At 71.4% G+C, this 17036-nt stretch carries 16 protein-coding genes; 6 read left to right on the forward strand and 10 right to left on the reverse strand.

Annotation, left to right across the window (positions count from 1 at the left end; all coding sequences use genetic code 11):
• Positions 1 to 174 precede the first annotated feature (174 nt).
• From ACZ66Z_RS25035 to ACZ66Z_RS25050, 4 genes are read left to right on the forward strand one after another with little or no spacing between them, the layout of a single operon-like run.
• On the forward strand, positions 175 to 1131 hold the full coding sequence (locus ACZ66Z_RS25035; protein ID WP_469937644.1) for an ABC transporter ATP-binding protein: 957 nt from the start codon (positions 175 to 177) through the stop codon (positions 1129 to 1131).
• Complete coding sequence (locus ACZ66Z_RS25040; RefSeq protein ID WP_469937494.1) at positions 1128 to 2018, forward strand: ABC transporter permease; 891 nt, start codon at positions 1128 to 1130, stop codon at positions 2016 to 2018. The genes ACZ66Z_RS25035 and ACZ66Z_RS25040 overlap by 4 nt, the downstream gene beginning before the upstream one ends.
• On the forward strand, positions 2015 to 2926 hold the full coding sequence (locus tag ACZ66Z_RS25045; protein ID WP_469937496.1) for an ABC transporter ATP-binding protein: 912 nt from the start codon (positions 2015 to 2017) through the stop codon (positions 2924 to 2926). Before ACZ66Z_RS25040 ends, ACZ66Z_RS25045 begins: the two co-directional genes overlap by 4 nt.
• Before the next feature lie 16 nt (positions 2927 to 2942).
• Positions 2943 to 3662, forward strand: a complete 720-nt coding sequence (locus ACZ66Z_RS25050; RefSeq protein ID WP_469937497.1) for an ABC transporter permease — start codon at positions 2943 to 2945, stop codon at positions 3660 to 3662.
• A gap of 15 nt (positions 3663 to 3677) precedes the next feature.
• On the opposite strand, the gene ACZ66Z_RS25055 is transcribed toward ACZ66Z_RS25050, so the two are convergent.
• Together ACZ66Z_RS25055 and ACZ66Z_RS25060 are read right to left on the reverse strand one after the other, a co-directional pair.
• Entirely contained in the window at positions 3678 to 5024 is a 1347-nt protein-coding gene (locus ACZ66Z_RS25055) for a CynX/NimT family MFS transporter (RefSeq protein WP_469937499.1), read from the reverse strand.
• Complete coding sequence (locus ACZ66Z_RS25060) at positions 5021 to 5704, reverse strand: FadR/GntR family transcriptional regulator (protein WP_469937501.1); 684 nt, start codon at positions 5702 to 5704, stop codon at positions 5021 to 5023. Before ACZ66Z_RS25060 ends, ACZ66Z_RS25055 begins: the two co-directional genes overlap by 4 nt.
• A 124-nt stretch (positions 5705 to 5828) precedes the next feature.
• Between ACZ66Z_RS25060 and lpdA the strand changes: the two genes are divergently transcribed.
• The gene (lpdA, locus tag ACZ66Z_RS25065; RefSeq protein ID WP_469937503.1) at positions 5829 to 7232 is read left to right on the forward strand and encodes a dihydrolipoyl dehydrogenase; all 1404 of its coding nucleotides are present in this window, start codon (positions 5829 to 5831) and stop codon (positions 7230 to 7232) included.
• Positions 7233 to 7321: 89 nt separating this feature from the next.
• Positions 7322 to 7942: a rhomboid-like protein gene (locus ACZ66Z_RS25070; RefSeq protein ID WP_469937505.1), complete on the forward strand. Its 621-nt coding sequence runs from the start codon at positions 7322 to 7324 to the stop codon at positions 7940 to 7942.
• 131 nt (positions 7943 to 8073) lie between these two features.
• Here the strand turns inward: ACZ66Z_RS25070 and ACZ66Z_RS25075 are convergent, their stop codons facing one another.
• The 8 genes from ACZ66Z_RS25075 to ACZ66Z_RS25110 form a co-directional block, all read right to left on the reverse strand.
• On the reverse strand, positions 8074 to 8880 hold the full coding sequence (locus ACZ66Z_RS25075; protein WP_469937507.1) for an HAD family hydrolase: 807 nt from the start codon (positions 8878 to 8880) through the stop codon (positions 8074 to 8076).
• Positions 8877 to 10166, reverse strand: coding sequence for a serine--tRNA ligase (serS, locus tag ACZ66Z_RS25080; protein ID WP_469937509.1), 1290 nt, complete (start codon positions 10164 to 10166; stop codon positions 8877 to 8879). Before serS ends, ACZ66Z_RS25075 begins: the two co-directional genes overlap by 4 nt.
• Before the next feature lie 487 nt (positions 10167 to 10653).
• Complete coding sequence (pheA, locus tag ACZ66Z_RS25085) at positions 10654 to 11589, reverse strand: prephenate dehydratase (RefSeq protein WP_469937510.1); 936 nt, start codon at positions 11587 to 11589, stop codon at positions 10654 to 10656.
• A gap of 57 nt (positions 11590 to 11646) precedes the next feature.
• Positions 11647 to 12906: an iron uptake transporter deferrochelatase/peroxidase subunit gene (efeB, locus tag ACZ66Z_RS25090; RefSeq protein ID WP_469937511.1), complete on the reverse strand. Its 1260-nt coding sequence runs from the start codon at positions 12904 to 12906 to the stop codon at positions 11647 to 11649.
• Between the two features lie 5 nt (positions 12907 to 12911).
• On the reverse strand, positions 12912 to 14945 hold the full coding sequence (locus ACZ66Z_RS25095; protein ID WP_469937513.1) for a copper resistance CopC/CopD family protein: 2034 nt from the start codon (positions 14943 to 14945) through the stop codon (positions 12912 to 12914).
• A gap of 24 nt (positions 14946 to 14969) precedes the next feature.
• Positions 14970 to 15422, reverse strand: coding sequence for a copper chaperone PCu(A)C (locus tag ACZ66Z_RS25100; RefSeq protein ID WP_469937515.1), 453 nt, complete (start codon positions 15420 to 15422; stop codon positions 14970 to 14972).
• Positions 15419 to 16132: an SCO family protein gene (locus ACZ66Z_RS25105; RefSeq protein ID WP_469937517.1), complete on the reverse strand. Its 714-nt coding sequence runs from the start codon at positions 16130 to 16132 to the stop codon at positions 15419 to 15421. Before ACZ66Z_RS25105 ends, ACZ66Z_RS25100 begins: the two co-directional genes overlap by 4 nt.
• 33 nt (positions 16133 to 16165) lie before the next feature.
• The gene (locus ACZ66Z_RS25110) at positions 16166 to 16927 is read right to left on the reverse strand and encodes a YcnI family copper-binding membrane protein (protein WP_469937519.1); all 762 of its coding nucleotides are present in this window, start codon (positions 16925 to 16927) and stop codon (positions 16166 to 16168) included.
• Positions 16928 to 17036 lie beyond the last annotated feature (109 nt).

The raw sequence follows: 17036 nt of genomic DNA on the forward strand, positions 1-17036 counted from the left end.
CGGCGGCTGCGTCAAGGGGGCGGACGGCGGCCTGTGGAAAAGTCCGGCCGACGGCCCGGGAGAAAGACTTTCGTCGCGACGCCCCTACGGGCTTGTACTCCTGAAGTGGGAGAAGGATCGAGCCGTTGGGCTGACGACTGCTGTGGCGCACACCACTACCGTCGAAGCGTGACTGTGATCGCCACCGAAAGCCTCAGCAAGCGGTTCCCCCGGGTGACCGCTCTCGACCGGCTCTCCCTGGACATCGGGCCCGGTGTGACCGGACTGGTGGGTGCCAACGGAGCCGGCAAGTCCACGATGATCAAAATCCTGCTCGGACTCTCCCCCGCCACGGAGGGCACCGCGGAGGTCCTGGGCCTCGACGTCCGGACCCACGGCGCCGAGATCCGTGAGCGCGTCGGGTACATGCCCGAGCACGACTGCCTCCCGCCGGACGTCTCGGCCACCGAGTTCGTCGTCCACATGGCGCGGATGTCCGGGCTGCCCGCGACCGCCGCCCGGGAGCGGACCGCCGACACCCTGCGCCACGTCGGCCTGTACGAGGAGCGCTACCGCCCGATAGGCGGCTACTCGACGGGCATGAAGCAGCGGGTGAAGCTGGCCCAGGCGCTCGTCCACGACCCCAAGCTGGTCCTCCTCGACGAGCCGACCAACGGCCTCGACCCGGTCGGCCGGGACGAGATGCTCGGACTGATCCGCCGGGTCTGGACCGACTTCGGCATCTCCGTCCTCGTCACCTCGCACCTGCTGGGCGAGCTGGAGCGCACCTGCGACCACGTCGTCGTCATCGACGGCGGCCGGCTGCTGCGCTCCAGTTCCACCAGCGACTTCACCCGGACCACCACGACGCTCGCCGTCGAGGTCACCGACTCCGACGTCCGCCCCGACGGCACGGCGGCGCTCCGCGCGGCCCTCGCCGCCGCCGACGTGACGGTCCACGAGGGCGTGGAGGACGGCCTGCCGGGCGCCGGCCACATCCTGCTCCTGGAGGCGGCCGGCGAGGAGACGTACGACCTCGTGCGGGACACCGTCGCCGATCTCGGCCTCGGTCTCGTCCGCATGGAGCAGCGCCGCCACCACATCGCCGAGGTCTTCAAGGCGACGGACCAGGAGGAGGTGCCTGCTCGATGAGCTCCCAGGCCCCCGACACGACCCGGATCCACAACATCGGCTACCGGTCCTACGACGGCCCGCGCCTCGGCCGGGCGTACGCGCGCCGGTCGCTGTTCTCGCAGTCACTGCGCGGCGCGTACGGACTGGGCCGCAGCGCCAAGTCCAAGGTGCTGCCGATGCTGCTCTTCGCGGTGATGTGCGCGCCCGCGCTGATCATCGTCGCCATCTCGGTGTACACCAAGGCCGACAAGCTCTTCATGGAGTACACCCAGTACGCGGTCTACCTCCAGCTCGTCATCGCCGTCTTCCTCGCCTCCCAGGCGCCCCAGTCGGTCTCCCGCGACCTGAGGTTCCGGACGGTCCCGCTGTACTTCTCCCGCCCCATCGAGCGGGTGGACTACGTGCTCGCCAAGTACGGTGCGATGGCCTCGGCGCTCTTCATCCTCACCGCCGCCCCGCTGCTCATCATGTGGATCGGCTCGATGCTGGCCAAGATGGACTTCGCCGAGCAGGCCAAGCTGTTCGGCCAGGGCCTCGTCTCCGTAGCGATCCTGTCGGTGCTCTTCGCCGGCGTCGGCCTGGTCATGGCCGCGCTCACCCCGCGCCGTGGCTTCGGCGTCGCCGCCGTGATCGCCGTCCTCACCATCTCCTACGGCGCGGTCTCCACCCTCCAGGGCATCTCCTACGCCACCGAGAACACCGGCTCCATCGTCTGGCTCGGCCTCTTCTCGCCCCTCACCCTCGTCATCGGCCTGCAGAACGCCTTCCTCGGCGCTCCCGCCTCCTTCCCCGGAGAGATGGAGGTCGGGGCCGGCACCGGTGCGGTCTACCTGCTGGTCGTCCTCGGTCTCGTCGCCGCCTGCTACGGCATCCTGATGCGCCGCTACCGAAAGGTCGGACTGTGAGCACCCTGCACATCGACCACGTCTCGCGCTGGTTCGGAAACGTGGTGGCGGTCAACGACATCACGATGTCGATCGGCCCCGGCGTCACCGGCCTCCTCGGCCCCAACGGCGCCGGGAAGTCCACCCTCATCAACATGATGGGCGGCTTCCTCGACCCGTCCACCGGCAGCGTGAGCCTCGACGGCGAGCCGGTCTGGCGCAACGAGTCGGTCTACCGCTCCATCGGCGTCGTCCCCGAGCGGGAGGCGATGTACGACTTCCTCACCGGCCGCGAGTTCGTCGTGGCCAACGCCGAGCTCCAGGGCCTCGGCGCGGCGGAGGCCCAGCGGGCCCTGGCCACCGTCGAGATGGAGTACGCGCAGGACCGGAAGATCGCCACGTACAGCAAGGGCATGCGGCAGCGCGTGAAGATGGCCTCGGCCCTCGTCCACGAGCCGTCCGTGCTCCTGCTCGACGAGCCCTTCAACGGCATGGACCCGCGCCAGCGCATGCAGCTGATGGACCTGCTGCGGCGGATGGGCGCGGACGGCCGCACGGTCCTGTTCTCCTCGCACATCCTGGAGGAGGTCGAGCAGCTCGCCTCCCACATCGAGGTGATCGTCGCCGGACGGCACGCGGCCTCCGGTGACTTCCGCAAGATCCGCCGCCTGATGACGGACCGGCCGCACCGCTACCTGGTCCGCTCCAGCGACGACCGGGCGCTCGCCGCCGCCCTGATCGCCGACCCGTCCACGGCCGGCATCGAGGTGGACGCGGTGGACGGCGGACTGCGGATCCAGGCCGTCGACTTCGGACGGTTCACCGAGCTGCTGCCGAAGGTCGCGCGGGAGCGGGGCATCCGGCTGCTGACGGTCTCGCCCTCCGACGAGTCCCTCGAATCCGTCTTCTCGTATCTCGTCGCGGCCTGAAAGGAGTACGACACCGATGTACGACCCCACTGTCGCCCGGCTCACCTACCGGGCCCTCCTCGGCCGCCGCCGGGCGGCGATCCTCTTCCTCCTGCCCGCCCTGCTCCTGGTCATCGCCGCGGCCGTCCGCGCGCTCAACGGCGCGGACGACCAGGTCGCGGCCGACCTCCTCGGTGGCTTCGCGCTCGCCACGATGGTCCCGCTGATCGGCGTCATCGCCGGCACGGGCGCGATCGGCCCGGAGATCGACGACGGCTCCATCGTCTACCTGCTCTCCAAGCCGGTGAAGCGGTCGACGATCATCACCACCAAGCTGACCGTGGCCATAGCCGTCACCATGGTCTTCTCGGCCGTGCCGACGCTGATCGCCGGCTTCATCCTGAACGGCAACGGGCAGCAGGTCGCCGTCGCCTACACGGTCGCCGCGCTGGTCGCCTCCATCGCCTACAGCGCGCTCTTCCTGCTGCTCGGCACGGTCAGCCGGCACGCCGTGGTGATCGGCCTCGTCTACGCCCTGGTGTGGGAGGCGCTCTTCGGCTCCCTGATCTCCGGCGCGCGCACCCTCAGCGTTCAGCAGTGGGCCCTCGCGCTGGCCGAGAAGGTCACCGGCGACGGCCTGGTCACGTCGGACGTGGCCCTGCCGACGGCGACCGTGCTGCTCGTGGTCGTCACCCTCGGCGCCACCTGGTTCGCCGGCCACAAGCTGCGCACGCTGAAGCTGGCCGGAGAGGAGTAGACACCCCGGGGAACGTCAGACCGTACGGTCCCGGGCGGCGAGCAGTCCGACGCCCGCGGCCGCGGCGCAGACGCAGAGGACCACGCAGATCGGCAGGGTCCAGGAGCCGGTGGCCTGGTGGAGGGCTCCGGCCGCCAGCGGCCCGGCGGCGGCCAGCAGATAGCCGACCGTCTGGGCCATGCCGGACAGTCCGGCCGCGGTCACCGCGTCCCCGGAGCGCAGCACGATCAGGGTCAGGGCGAGGCCGACGGCGCCGCCCTGACCGACGCCGAGGACCGCCGACCAGAGCCAGGCGCCCTCCACGGGCGCCACCATCAATCCGGCGTATCCGGCCGCGACCAGCGTCGTGACCAGCACGACCAGCGGGCGCTGGCCGCGCATCCGGCCGGCGAGCAGCGGCACCACGAAGGCGCCGGCGACCTGGATCAGGTTGTTGAAGGCGAAGATCACGCCGGCCGCGGAGCGGCTCATCCCGTGGTCGGTGAAGATCGTTGGCATCCAGGCGATCAGCACGTACGACCACAGCGACTGCAGGCCCATGAAGAGGGTGACCTGCCAGGCGAGCGCCGAGCGCCAGACGCTCACCGGGCGGGCGCCGCCGGCCGGGACGGCCCGTACCTCGTGCCCCGTGCGGCCCCGCGCGATCATCACCTGCGGAAGCCAGGCGAGGGCCGCGACCGCGGCGAGCAGCGACCAGAAGCCCAGGGAGGCCTCCCAGCCGCCGCCCAGGGCCTTCTCCAGCGGGACCGCGGCCGCCGCGGCGACGGTGGCACCGGCGATCATCGCGCCCGTGTAGACCGAGGTCATCGAGGCGGCCCGGTCCGGGAAGTCCCGCTTGATGAGGCCCGGCATCAGCACGTTGAGCAGGGCGATCGCGGTGCCGACGAGGATCCCGCCGCCGTACAGCGCGTACACGGACGGCAGGACGCGCGCGAGGATGCCGACGCCGAGCAGCAGGAGCGCCGCGAACAGCACGCGTTCGGCGCCGAACCGGCGTCCGAGCCACGGTGCCACCAGGGCGCCCAGGCCGAGGAAGAGCACCGGGACAGAGGTCACGAGCGAGCTCGCGGTCGACGAGAGCCCGAAGGCGGCGGATATCTCGCCGACCAGCGGCGCCACGCTCGCCAGCGCGACCCGCATGTTGAGCGAGGCCAGCACGATGCCGACCAGGAGCAGCGCCGGGCGGGCGAGCAGGGCCCGCCGGGCCGCCGCCCCCTCGGCCGACGGCCGGACCCCGGCCTCGGCGTCGACGAGCCCGCGGGCTTCCGCGCCCGTGCGCGGCGACCCCGAGCCCGGACCGGTCCCCGAGTCCCTTCCCGTAGCCGTGCCCCCGCCCGCTCCCGCCCGCGTTCCGGAGCTCACTGGTTCTGCTCCGTCAGGGCCGCGACCGTCTCCATCGGGACCCGCAGCAGTTCGCGGGCCTGTCGCTCCGCCGCCTCCGGGTCGCCGGCCTCGACGGCCGCCACCAGGGCCTCGTGGGCGTCGATGTCGACCGGGGGCATCTCCCGGTCGCCGAGGGCCTCCACCAGGACCTCGTGCACCTGGGCGGAGAAGAAGCGGTACACCTCCACGAAGGCCGCGTTGTGGGTGGCGCCGACGACCGCGAGGTGGAAGGCGAGGTCCGCGTCCGCGTCCCGGTCGCCCTCCTCGCGCAGCCCGGTCAGGGCGGCCCGCAGCCGCAGCAGGTCGTGGGTGTCGCGGCGGACGGCCGCGAGACGGGCGGCCTCGGCCTCCAGGGCGACCCGGAGTTCGAGGACGTCGGCCGCGCCCGCGTGCCGGACGCCGCGCAGCACGGCGGACGGATCGGCGGTCGACCTGACGAAGGTGCCGTTGCCCTGGCGGGACTCCAGGAGGCCCGCGTGGACGAGGACCCGGACCGCCTCGCGGACGGTGTTGCGCCCCACGCCCAGCTGCTGCGCGAGTTCGTGCTCGGTCGGGATGCGGTCGCCGACCGCCCATTCCCCGTCGGTGAGCTGGGTGCGCAGCTGTTCCACCACGGAGTCCACCAGCGAGGTCCGCCCCGCCGCCTTGAGTGCCGCCATGTCGTTCCGTACCTCTCCATTCGCCCGGTTACCCAGTCATCCTACAACTGACCGCGCGAGGGGTGGCGGACTACTGTGGGGCCGTACGCGGACCGAACACCCTCATCACCCTCGGGAGTCAGTCATGTCAGACCGCTTCGACGTCGTCGTACTCGGAGCTGGCCCCGGCGGCTACGTCGCCGCCATCCGCGCCGCCCAGCTGGGCAAGCGGGTCGCGGTCGTCGAGGAGAAGTACTGGGGCGGTGTCTGCCTGAACGTCGGCTGCATCCCCACCAAGGCGCTGCTGCGCAACGCCGAGCTCGCCCACATCTTCAACCACGAGGCGAAGACCTTCGGCATCAAGGTCGACGGCACGGTCTCCTTCGACTACGGCGAGGCCTTCCGCCGCAGCCGCTCGGTCGCGGACGGCCGCGTCAAGGGCGTCCACTTCCTGATGAAGAAGAACGGGATCACCGAGTTCGGCGGCCGGGGCACCTTCCTCGACGCGAACACCCTCCAGGTGGCCAAGGCCGACGGCACCTCGGAGACGATCACCTTCGACAACTGCATCATCGCCACCGGCGCCAGCCCGCGGATGCTCCCCGGCACCTCGCTGAGCGACCGCGTCGTCTCGTACGAGCAGCAGATCCTCGCCGAGGACGCCCCCCAGTCGATCGTCATCGCCGGCGCCGGCGCCATCGGCATCGAGTTCGCGTACGTGCTGAACAACTACGGCACCAAGGTCACGATCGTCGAGTTCCTCGACCGGATCGCGCCGCTGGAGGACGAGGAGGTCTCCAAGGAGCTCGCGAAGCAGTACCGCAAGCTCGGCATCGACGTCCTGACCTCCACCCGCGTCGAGGCCATCGACGAGTCCGGCCCGCAGGTCCGCGTCACGGTCACCGGCAAGGACGGCGCCCAGAAGGTCCTGGAGGCCGACAAGGTCCTCCAGGCCATCGGCTTCGCGCCGAACGTCACCGGCTACGGCCTGGAGAACACCGGCGTGGCGCTGACCGAGCGCGGCGCGATCGACGTCGACGGCCGCTGCCGCACCTCCGTGCCGCACATCTACGCCATCGGCGACGTCACGGCGAAGCTGATGCTCGCGCACACCGCCGAGGCCATGGGCGTCATCGCGGCCGAGACCATCGGGGACGCCGAGACGATGGAGCTCGACTACCCGATGATCCCGCGCGCCACCTACTGCCAGCCGCAGATCGCCAGCTTCGGCTGGACCGAGGCGCAGGCCCGCGAGAAGGGCTTCGACGTCAAGGTCGCCAAGTTCCCGTTCGTCGCGAACGGCAAGGCGCACGGCCTCGGCGACGCCACCGGCTTCGTGAAGATCGTCGCCGACGCGAAGTACGGCGAGATCATCGGCGCCCACCTGATCGGCCCGGACGTCACCGAACTGCTGCCCGAGCTGACGCTGGCCCAGCAGTGGGACCTCACGGTCCACGAGGTCGCCCGGAACGTGCACGCGCACCCGACGCTGGGCGAGGCCGTGAAGGAAGCGATCCACGGTATTGCCGGACACATGATCAATTTCTGAGGTTTCTCCCAGGTTCGGGTGATAGGCACGGGAAGGTGCCGAGCGAAACCTCTCCGGGTGGCGAACCGTCCCGACCGATCAGGTCGTGGGTGCGTTCGTCACCCGGTACGCACGTGTGGCTGGCGGTCATCGCGATCACCAGCCTCGTCATCGCGCTCTCCCCGCACGGTCTGGGGACCTATCTCCTCCACCGCAACAGCAGCAATCTCCACCAGCTCGCGCACCACCCGATGCAGGCGCTGCTCGGCAGTGCGTTCTGGATCGAGAACCCGGCGGACCTCCTGCTCTACGCGGTCCTCTTCGAGGTCTTCCACGCTCCCGTGGAACGCTGGCTCGGCACCCCGAAGTGGCTCCTCACCGTCGCCACCGCCCACATCGCGGCCACGCTCATCAGCCAGCAGGTGGTCCTGGCGGCCATCCAGCTCCACGACGTGCCGCGCAGCATGGCGCACGTCGTCGACATCGGGGTCAGCTACGGCCTCGCCGCCTCGGCCGGGATCCTGACCTACCGGCTGCCGAACCCCTGGCGCCTGATCTACCTCGCCGTGGTGGCCGCGTTCTTCCTCGTACCGCTCGCCACCGACCGCACGTACACCGACCTCGGTCACGCGATCTCGCTGGCGATCGGTCTGGCCTGCTACCCGCTGACCCGGGGGACGCCGTCCGACGGAAAACCGGTCGCCTTCGAACGGCCGCCCGGCGCACACTAGTTGTACGCGGGGGACACGGGGGATTCCCCGGGTGCGGCCGCTTCGAGCGCGCGGACCACGGTCCGCACGGGCCGCGACCCACGAAGGCCCGCTCCCCTCGGGGAGCGGGCCTTCGTCCGGGTGTCGGCAGGTCAGGCGGCCAGCAGGCGCTCCAGGACGAGCGCGATGCCGTCCTCCTCGTTCGAGGCGGTCACCTCGTCCGCCACCGCCCGCAGCTCCGCGTGCGCGTTGCCCATGGCCACGCCGTGCGCCGCCCAGCCGAACATCGGGATGTCGTTCGGCATGTCGCCGAAGGCGATCGTCTCCGCGGCCTTCACGCCGAGTCGGCGTGCCGCGAGCGACAGGCCGGTCGCCTTGCTGAGGCCGAGCGGGAGGATCTCCACGATGCCCGGGCCCGCCATGACGACGTCGACGAGCCCGCCGACCGTCTCCCGCGCCGCCCGGGTCAGCTCGTCGTCGGTCAGCGTCGGATGCTGGACGTACAGCTTGGTCAGCGGCGCCGACCACAGCTCCGCCGGGTCCTCGTACGACACGTACGGCAGCGGTCCCTCGTGCGCCCGGTAACCGGGGCCCATCAGGACCTCGCCGTCCAGACCGTCGCGGCTGGCGGCCAGCGCCAGCGGGCCCACCTCCGCCTCGATCTTGGAGAGCGCGAGCCCCGCGAGCTGCCGGTCCAGGGTCAGCGAGGTCAGCAGCCGGTGCTCGCCGGCGTGGTAGACCTGCGCGCCCTGCCCGCACACCGCGATCCCCCGGTAGCCGAGGTCGTCGAGGATGTGCCGGGTCCAGGGCACCGCCCGGCCGGTGACCACGATGTGCGCCGCGCCCGCCTCCGTGACGGCGGCGAGCGCGTCCCGCGTGCGGTCCGAGACGGACTCGTCGGACCGCAGCAGCGTGCCGTCGAGGTCCGTCGCGACCAGGCGGTAGGGAAAGGGGCTCACTTGGCGATCGGCTCCAGGACCTCACGACCGCCGAGGTACGGACGGAGCACCTCCGGCACCCGCACGGAACCGTCGGCCAGCTGGTGGTTCTCGAGGATCGCCACGATCGTGCGCGGTACGGCGCACAGCGTGCCGTTCAGGGTGGCCAGCGGCTGCACGACCTTCTTGCCGTCCTTGTCGTCGCGCATGCGGACGGACAGGCGGCGGGCCTGGAAGCCGTCGCAGTTGGAGGCGGAGGTCAGCTCGCGGTACTTGCCCTGCGTCGGGATCCACGCCTCGCAGTCGAACTTGCGGGAGGCGGAGGCGCCGAGGTCACCGGTGGCGACGTCGATGACCTGGAACGGCAGCTCCAGCGAGGTCAGCCACTGCTTCTCCCACTCCAGGAGCCGCTTGTGCTCGGCCTCGGCGTCCTCCGGAGCGACGTACGAGAACATCTCGACCTTGTCGAACTGGTGGACGCGGAAGATGCCCCGGGTGTCCTTGCCGTACGTGCCGGCCTCGCGGCGGAAGCAGGGCGAGAAGCCCGCGTACCGCAGCGGCAGCTTGTCGGCCTCGATGATCTCGTCCATGTGGTACGCGGCGAGGGGCACCTCGGACGTGCCGACGAGGTAGTAGTCGTCCTTCTCCAGGTGGTACACGTTCTCCGCGGCCTGGCCGAGGAAGCCGGTGCCCTCCATGGCGCGCGGACGGACCAGCGCCGGGGTCAGCATGGGGATGAAGCCGGCCTCGGTGGCCTGGGCGATCGCCGCGTTGACCAGGGCGAGCTCCAGGAGGGCGCCGACGCCGGTCAGGTAGTAGAAGCGCGAGCCGGAGACCTTGGCGCCCCGCTCGACGTCGATGGCGCCGAGCGCCTCGCCCAGCTCCAGGTGGTCCTTGGGCTCGAAGCCCTCGGCCGCGAAGTCGCGGATGGTGCCGTGCGTCTCGAGGACGACGAAGTCCTCCTCCCCGCCGACCGGGACGTCCGTGTGGACGATGTTCCCGAGCTGGAGCAGCAGCTGCTTGGCCGTCTCGTCGGCCTCGTTCTGCTCGGCCTCCGCCGCCTTCACGTCGGTCTTGAGCTGCTCGGCCTTCTGCAGGAGCTCGGCGCGCTCCTCGGGGCCGGCCTTGGGGATCAGCTTGCCGAGCGCCTTCTGCTCGGATCGGAGCTCGTCGAAGCGGACGCCGGACGACCTGCGCCGCTCATCGGCGGAGAGCAGGGCGTCGACGAGCGCGACGTCCTCTCCACGGGCGCGCTGGGAGGCGCGAACACGGTCGGGGTCCTCACGGAGCAGGCGAAGGTCAATCACCCCACCAGGCTACCGGTGCGCGTTCGCGTGCCCCCACCGGATAAGGGCACGCGTGTCGATTCGCCCGAATTGAGACCCGTGGAAAGGTCGGGGCGCGGGGCGTCGCATTCACTTATCCACAGGCTGTGCGGAAAAACTGTGGACTGCGAAGGGGGCCGCGCGGATTTCCCTCATCGTGCCTGGGAATTTCGTGATCAAGCACCCCTCACACACTCATTTGGGTGGGAATTGGTCGCTCCAACGAGTGGGTCGACAGAGGGTCGCTGACGGGGGCGCCAAGGAAGCGCTGTGGACGGCGCACGGATTGACGGGGAGTGAGCCGGGTGATTTGTCGACCTTGTCTCGGCGGGGTGTCGACTTGTCCCCAGGTCCGAGAGGGCGCCTGTGGATAACCTCTGTGGGTAACTGAAAAGTATGCAGGTAGGACTAGTGGTCCGTACCTGTGGACGAACGCTCACGCCGTCGAGCGCGTTCGTCCACCATCGGATCAGGCCCGACCGTCCTGGGCCCTCGCCAGCCAGTCGGAGGCCTCCATGAACTCCCCGTCCGAAGTCCCGCGCCGCAGCGCCGACACGTCCTCCACCGCGACGCCCGCCCGGGGGTACGAGCCGAGGAACCGCACCTTGGGGCAGATCCGCTTGAGGCCCATCAGCGCCTCGCCCACCCGCCGGTCCGAGATATGGCCCTCGGCGTCCACGGCGAAGCAGTAGTTCCCGATCCCCGCTCCCGTGGGCCGGGACTGGATCAGCATCAGGTTCACCCCGCGCACCGCGAATTCCTGGAGCAGTTCGAGGAGGGCACCCGGATGATCGTCACCCAGCCACAGCACCACCGAGGTCTTGTCCGCGCCCGTCGGAGCCGCCGGCCGGGCCGGCCGGCCCACGAGCACGAACCGCGTCTCGGCGTTCTCCGCGTCGTGGATCTCCGTGACCAGCGCCTCGAGGCCGTACGTCGCCGCTGCGAACTCCCCCGCGAAGGCGGCGTCGAAGCGGCCCTCCCGCACCAGCCGGGCACCGTCCGCATTGGAGGCCGCCGACTCCCACACCGCCTCGGGCAGATGGGCCCGCAGCCAGTTCCGGACCTGCGGCTGGGCCACCGGGTGGCCCGTGACCGTCTTGATCTCGGAGAGCGCGGTCCCGGGCCGGACGAGCAGGGCGAACGCGATCGGGAGGAGCACCTCGCGGTAGATCATCAGCGGCTCGCCGGAGGCCAGCTCGTCCAGCGTCGCGGTCACCCCGCCCTCGACCGAGTTCTCGATCGGGACGAGCGCGGCGGCCGCCTCCCCGTTCCGCACGGCGTCGAGGGCGGCCGGGACCGAGACCATGGGGACGAGTTCCCGGGTCGCGGCCTCGGGCAGCGTGCGCAGCGCCGCCTCAGTGAAGGTGCCTTCGGGGCCGAGATAGGTGTACCGGGTGGCGGACATGACGTCACCCTAATGGTCGCCGCCGGGGCAGGGAGCCGGGACGGTCGGACGGGGCGGTCAGGCCTCCAGGAGACGCTGGCCCACGTACTCGCCCTCGGCGGGGCCGCCCGGGACCGCGAAGAGCCCGCTCGCCTCGTGGCGGATGAAGGCGGACAGCGCGTCGCCCCGGTCGAGCTTGCGCTGCACCGGGACGAAGCCCCTGAGCGGGTCCGCCTGCCAGCAGATGAAGAGGAGCCCCGCGTCCGGCGTGCCGTCCGGCCCGATCCCGTCGTGGAAGGAGAACGGCCTGCGCAGCATCGCCGCCCCGCCGTTCTGTTCGGGGGCGGAGATCCGGGAGTGGGCGTTGTCGGGGATGACGAGCTTCCCGTCCGGCCCGAGCTTGTTCAGGTCGAGCTCGGTGGTCTCGGAGCCGCCGGTGAGCGGGGCCCCGTCGGACTTCCGGCGCCCGATCACCTTCTCCTGCCGGTCCAGCGGCAGCTTCTCCCAGTCGTCGAGCAGCATCCGGATCCGGCGCACCACCGCGTACGAGCCGCCGGCCATCCACTCCGGTGCGCCGCCCGACCCGGCCGGGACGAAGATCCGCCGGTCGAAGTCCGGGTCGGTGGGCTTCGGATTGCCCGTGCCGTCGACCTGTCCCATCAGGTTCCGGGCGGTCATCGGCTTCGCGGTGGCGCCGGCCGAGCGGTTGAAGCCGTTCATCTGCCAGCGCACCCGGGCCGCGTCCCCCGCGTCCTTCTGGACGGCACGCAGCGCGTGGAAGGCGACGAGCGCGTCGTCGGCACCGATCTGCACCCACAGATCTCCCTCCGAGCGCCGGGGGTCCAGGGCGTCGGAGGAGAAGGCGGGCAGCGGGTCCAGTTCGGCGGGACGGCGCGGGGCGAGCCCGGTGCGGTCGAAGAAGGTGCGGCCGAAGCCGAAGGTGACCGTGAGGGAGGACGGGCCCGCGTCGAGCGCGACTCCGGTGTCCTCGGCCGGGGCCTTGCCCGCCATCAGCACCTTCGCCGTGGCCGACCAGCGGCGCAGCAGGGCAGCGGCCTCCTTGCGCCCGGCGCCCGGGGCGAGGTCGAAGGCGACCAGATGGCCACGGGACTGAAGGGGAGTGGTGATGCCGGCCTGATGTTTCCCGTGAAACATCACCGCGGTCGAGCCGACGGTGGTCAGGGCCGGGGCGCCGCCGGCTCCGGCGGTGTCGTCGGACAGGGCCGCGGAGATCCCGGCCCCACCGGCCGCGCCGGCGACGAGGCCGGCCGCGCCCGCCGTGCCGACGGCGCCGAGCAGGCGCCGCCGGGAGAGATCGAGGTTGTCGCTGTCGGTCACGAGGCTCAGCCGATCTTCACGTTCTTGTCGATGGTGGTCTGGTCGATCTCGGAGGTACGGACGGTCACCTGGATCTTCCAGTCGCCCGGCATCGGGATCTGGACGCCGCTCGCGCTCCAGTGCCCGGTCTGGATCCGGTCGGGGGCGACGGGCAGCGGGCCCACGTTCTTCGCCTCCAGGGTGAGGGCGAGCTTGATCTCGGGGACGTCCAGCGGCTTGCCGTTGGGGCGCTCGACGAAGATGTGGAGCGCGTTGGCACCGGTGCGGCCGGGGTCGAGGCTGAGACGGACGACGCCCTTGCCGTCGACGCCGCCGGTGTCGAAGGGCAGCCGGATGTCGACGGGCCGGTCGGGCACGGCGGCCGGGCCGGAGGCGGTGGCCCGCCCGGCCTCCTCCTCGGTGCGGCCGGGCTCGGTCGAGGTGAGGACGGTGGTCACGGCGAGGAGGACGACGGCGACGGCGGCCTCGGTCAGCACCGAGCGGCGCAGACCGGTCCGCTCGGGGTCGGCGTCCCGCTCCCGCTTGCGCCGGGCGGTGGCGACGGCGGCCCGCTGCCGGGCGAGCTGTGCGGCCCGCGCGGGGTCGACCGCTCCGGCGGCTTCGTCCGAGGACGAAGCCGACTCCTCGGAGGCGTCGGCATCGGAGCCGGCAGCCTCGGAGGCACCGGCCTCGTCTCCGTCGGTCTTGGAGGCATCGGCTTCGACTCCGTCGTTCCCGGCTCCGTCGTTCCCGGCTCCGTCGAGTTCGGCCCCGGCGGCACCGTCTCCGGCCTCGGGCTCTTCCGTTTCCCGTGGTGACGGTTCCGCCAGGCGCTGGGTCCAGCGGCGGGAGATCCAGGCGATGCCGATGAGGACCGCCATGAGGCCGATCTTGACCAGGAGCAGCTGGCCGTAGCGGGTGCCGGTCAGCGCGGACCAGGAGCCGACCTGGCGCCAGGACTGGTAGAGGCCGGTGGCCGCGAGGACGGCCACGGAGCCGAAGGCCACCTTGGAGAAGCGCTCGACGGCGGAGCGCTCGACGGACGGCGCCCGGTAGAGGGCGACGAGGAGCACGGTGAGGCCCCCGAGCCAGGCGGCGACGGCGAGGAGGTGCAGGACGTCGACGGGCATGGCGACGCCCGGCTGGAGGCCGGTCGAGGCGTGCTCGGCCAGGGCCCAGGTCCCGGCGATGCCGGCGGCGACGACGGTGCCGCCGACGACGAGTCCGAAGGCGAGGTCCTTCTTCTCCTTCGGGTCGGTGCGGCGGGCGTAGGCGCCGAAGAGAACGGCCACGAACAGCGCGGCGGCGCCGAGCAGCAGCAGCCGGGAGGTGAGGGCGGCGCCGGTCTTCGTCTCCAGGACGGTCTTCAGGCCGGCCAGGTCGAAGGCGTCGGAGAGCTTCCCGGAGCCGGTGTACGGGGAGCGCAGGAGCAGCATCGCCAGGGTGGCGCCGGTCAGGGTCAGCCAGCCCCGGACCACGGTCTGCTGGACGGGGCGGACGCTCGCGCCGCGCGGCCAGCAGGCCAGGACGAAGGCGCCGCCGCCGACGAGGACGGCGAATCCGGCGTACGAGAGGTAGCGGGCGATGCCGTACAGGGCGCCGACGAGGCCGCCGCCGGGCGCCTGGTCGGACAGGGCGACGGAGGTCGTGGAAGGAGCTCCGATGGAGAAGGTGAAGGCACCGGCGACGGGGTGGCTGTCGGCCGAGACGGCCTGCCAGGCCACGGTGTACGTGCCGTCGGGCAGTCCGGCGCGGAGTCCCACGCCGTACCGGACGACGGAGCCGCTGCACAGGTCGCGTATCTCGCCGGTGTCGGCCCGTCGGCCCGCCGGGTCGAGGACCCGGATGGAGTCGGCGCTCATGGCGACCTGTTCGGAGAAGGTCAGGTTGACCTCCTTGGGGGCGACGGCGACCACCGCCCCGTCCTTCGGGTCGCTGCCGGTGAGCGCCGCGTGCGCGGAGGCGGGGGCGGCGCCGGCGAGCAGCGTGCCGAGCAGCGCGGCCGCGAGGATCAGCAGCCGGGCCAGGGCGTTGCCGAGGCGCGGGGCGGTGGTTGTCATCTCTGTGTCACTCCGTCAACGAGCTCAGTGCTGCTGCGGGTTGTGGTTGGGTGCTTCGACGGGAAGGTCGACCTTGATGGGGTCGGACTTCTCGAAGTGCAGCTCGATGCTGACCTTGTCGCCCTGCTTGGGCTTCGACTTCAGCTCCATGAACATGATGTGGTTGCCGCCGCGTTCGAGGTTCAGCTCGCCGTTCGCGGGGATGTCGAAGGACTTCACCTCCTGCATCTTCTGGTCCTTCGTCTCGTGGATCGTGACGTCGTCCGAGAGCGGGCTGGTGACGGAGGTCAGCTTGTCCGCCGTGTCGCCGTCGTTCTTGATGGTGAGGAAGCCGCCGGCCATGTCCATCACCGGCTGGGGCATGAACGCGCCGCTGACCTCCAGGTCGGGCTTGCTCTCGGAGGACGAGCACCCGGTCAGCGCGAGCGCGGCGGCGAGCGCCACGGCGGCGGACAGGGCGGTGGTGCGGCGGGTCACGGGTTCTCCCCCTTGATGATCTTCGGCAGGTCCTTGGCGTAGTCGTCGACGGTCGTGTCCTCGCCGTACAGGACGTAGCCCTGGTCGGTGGTGGGCGAGAAGGCGATCACCTGGGCTCCGTGCATGGAGACGACCGAGCCGTCCTTCTCCTTCTTCGGCGGGTCGATGCCGATGCCGATCTGCCGGGCCCCCGCCTGGATGGCGGGGAAGTCGCCGGTGAGACCGGTGAAGGAGGGGTCGCCGGCGGCGGGCAGCCACTTGGCGAGCTCGGCGGAGGTGTCCCGCTCGGGGTCCGTGGTGACGAAGACGACCTGGAGCTTGTCCTGGTCGGCCTTGGGGAGCTTCTTCTTGGCGATGGCGATGTTGCTCATCGTCAGGGGGCAGACGTCGGGGCAGTGCGTGTAGCCGAAGTAGATGAGCGTCGGCTTGCCCTTGGTCCGCTCCCGCAGGTCGTACTTCTCGCCCTTGGTGTCGGTGAGGACGAGCGCGGGCTTGGTGAACGGCCGGTCGAGGACGGTGGCGGCCCTGGTGGAGTCGGTGACGCCGGAGATCTCGGCGACCGCCGAGCCGGAGCCCGAGGGCTTGTCGTCGCCGAGGCCGACGGCGGCGGTGATGCCGAGCGCGGCGACGATCGCGACGGCCGCGATCACCAGCGGCGTGCGCCGCCCGGGACGGGCCGTGGCCGTCCCGGGCGTCTTCTCTTCAGACATGGTGCTTCTTCCGGATCGGGTGGGGCGCGGCCGTCAGGCCGAGCGGCGGCGGCCGGCGAGGACGCCGAAGGCGACGCCCGCGACACCGACGAGGATGCCGACGCCGCCGAGGACACGGGCCGTGTTGTCGGTGGCGGAGGACGCGGCGGCGGTCTCCTGGTGGTCGGCGGACTTGTCGTCGTGTCCGGCCTTCTCGTCGGCGGAGGCGGAGGCGGACGGAGCGGCGGCGCCGTGGTGGTCGGCGGAGGCGGCGGAGAGCTTCAGGACGGGGGCCGGGTTCTGCGGCTCCTCCGCACCCTCCTTCTGCTCCTCGATCCAGCGCACGACCTCCTTGTTGTCGTACGTCTGGATCGCCTTGAGGACCAGCTCGTCGGTGTCCTCCGGCAGCTGGCCGAGGGAGAGCGGGAACTGCTGGAACTGGCCGGGGCCGATCTTCGAGCCGTCGGCGGTCCAGGTGACCTTGGAGACGGCCTCGTTGATCTTCTTGCCGTGCAGCTCCAGCGGCTTGTCGAGCTTGCTCTTGGTGACCTCGGCCTTCCAGCCGGGGATGGGCTGCGGCATGACGGAGGCCAGCGGGTGGTCGAGCGGGAAGTTGACCTCCAGCTTCACGGTGGAGGCGTTGTCGCGCTCGTTCGGGACCTTGACGTTGACGGTCGCGTAGCCGCCCTTGGCCGCCTCGCCCTGCGGCTGCACGCCGACGTGCGCGAAGGCGGTGCCGGACAGCAGCACCACGGAGGAGAGGGCGATGCCGCCGGCGAGGGCGGCGCGGGTGGCGGTGACGCGGGAAACGTTCATGGCGGAAGACACTCCAGCTCGAAGAGAGGTGAGAAGGTCCGGCGCGCCGGGGGACGGAGATCCGCCCAGGCGTGCGGACGAGCACGGCCCGCTCACGTCGAGCGGTCCG

The organism is Streptomyces sp. NPDC107498, assembly GCF_055582805.1.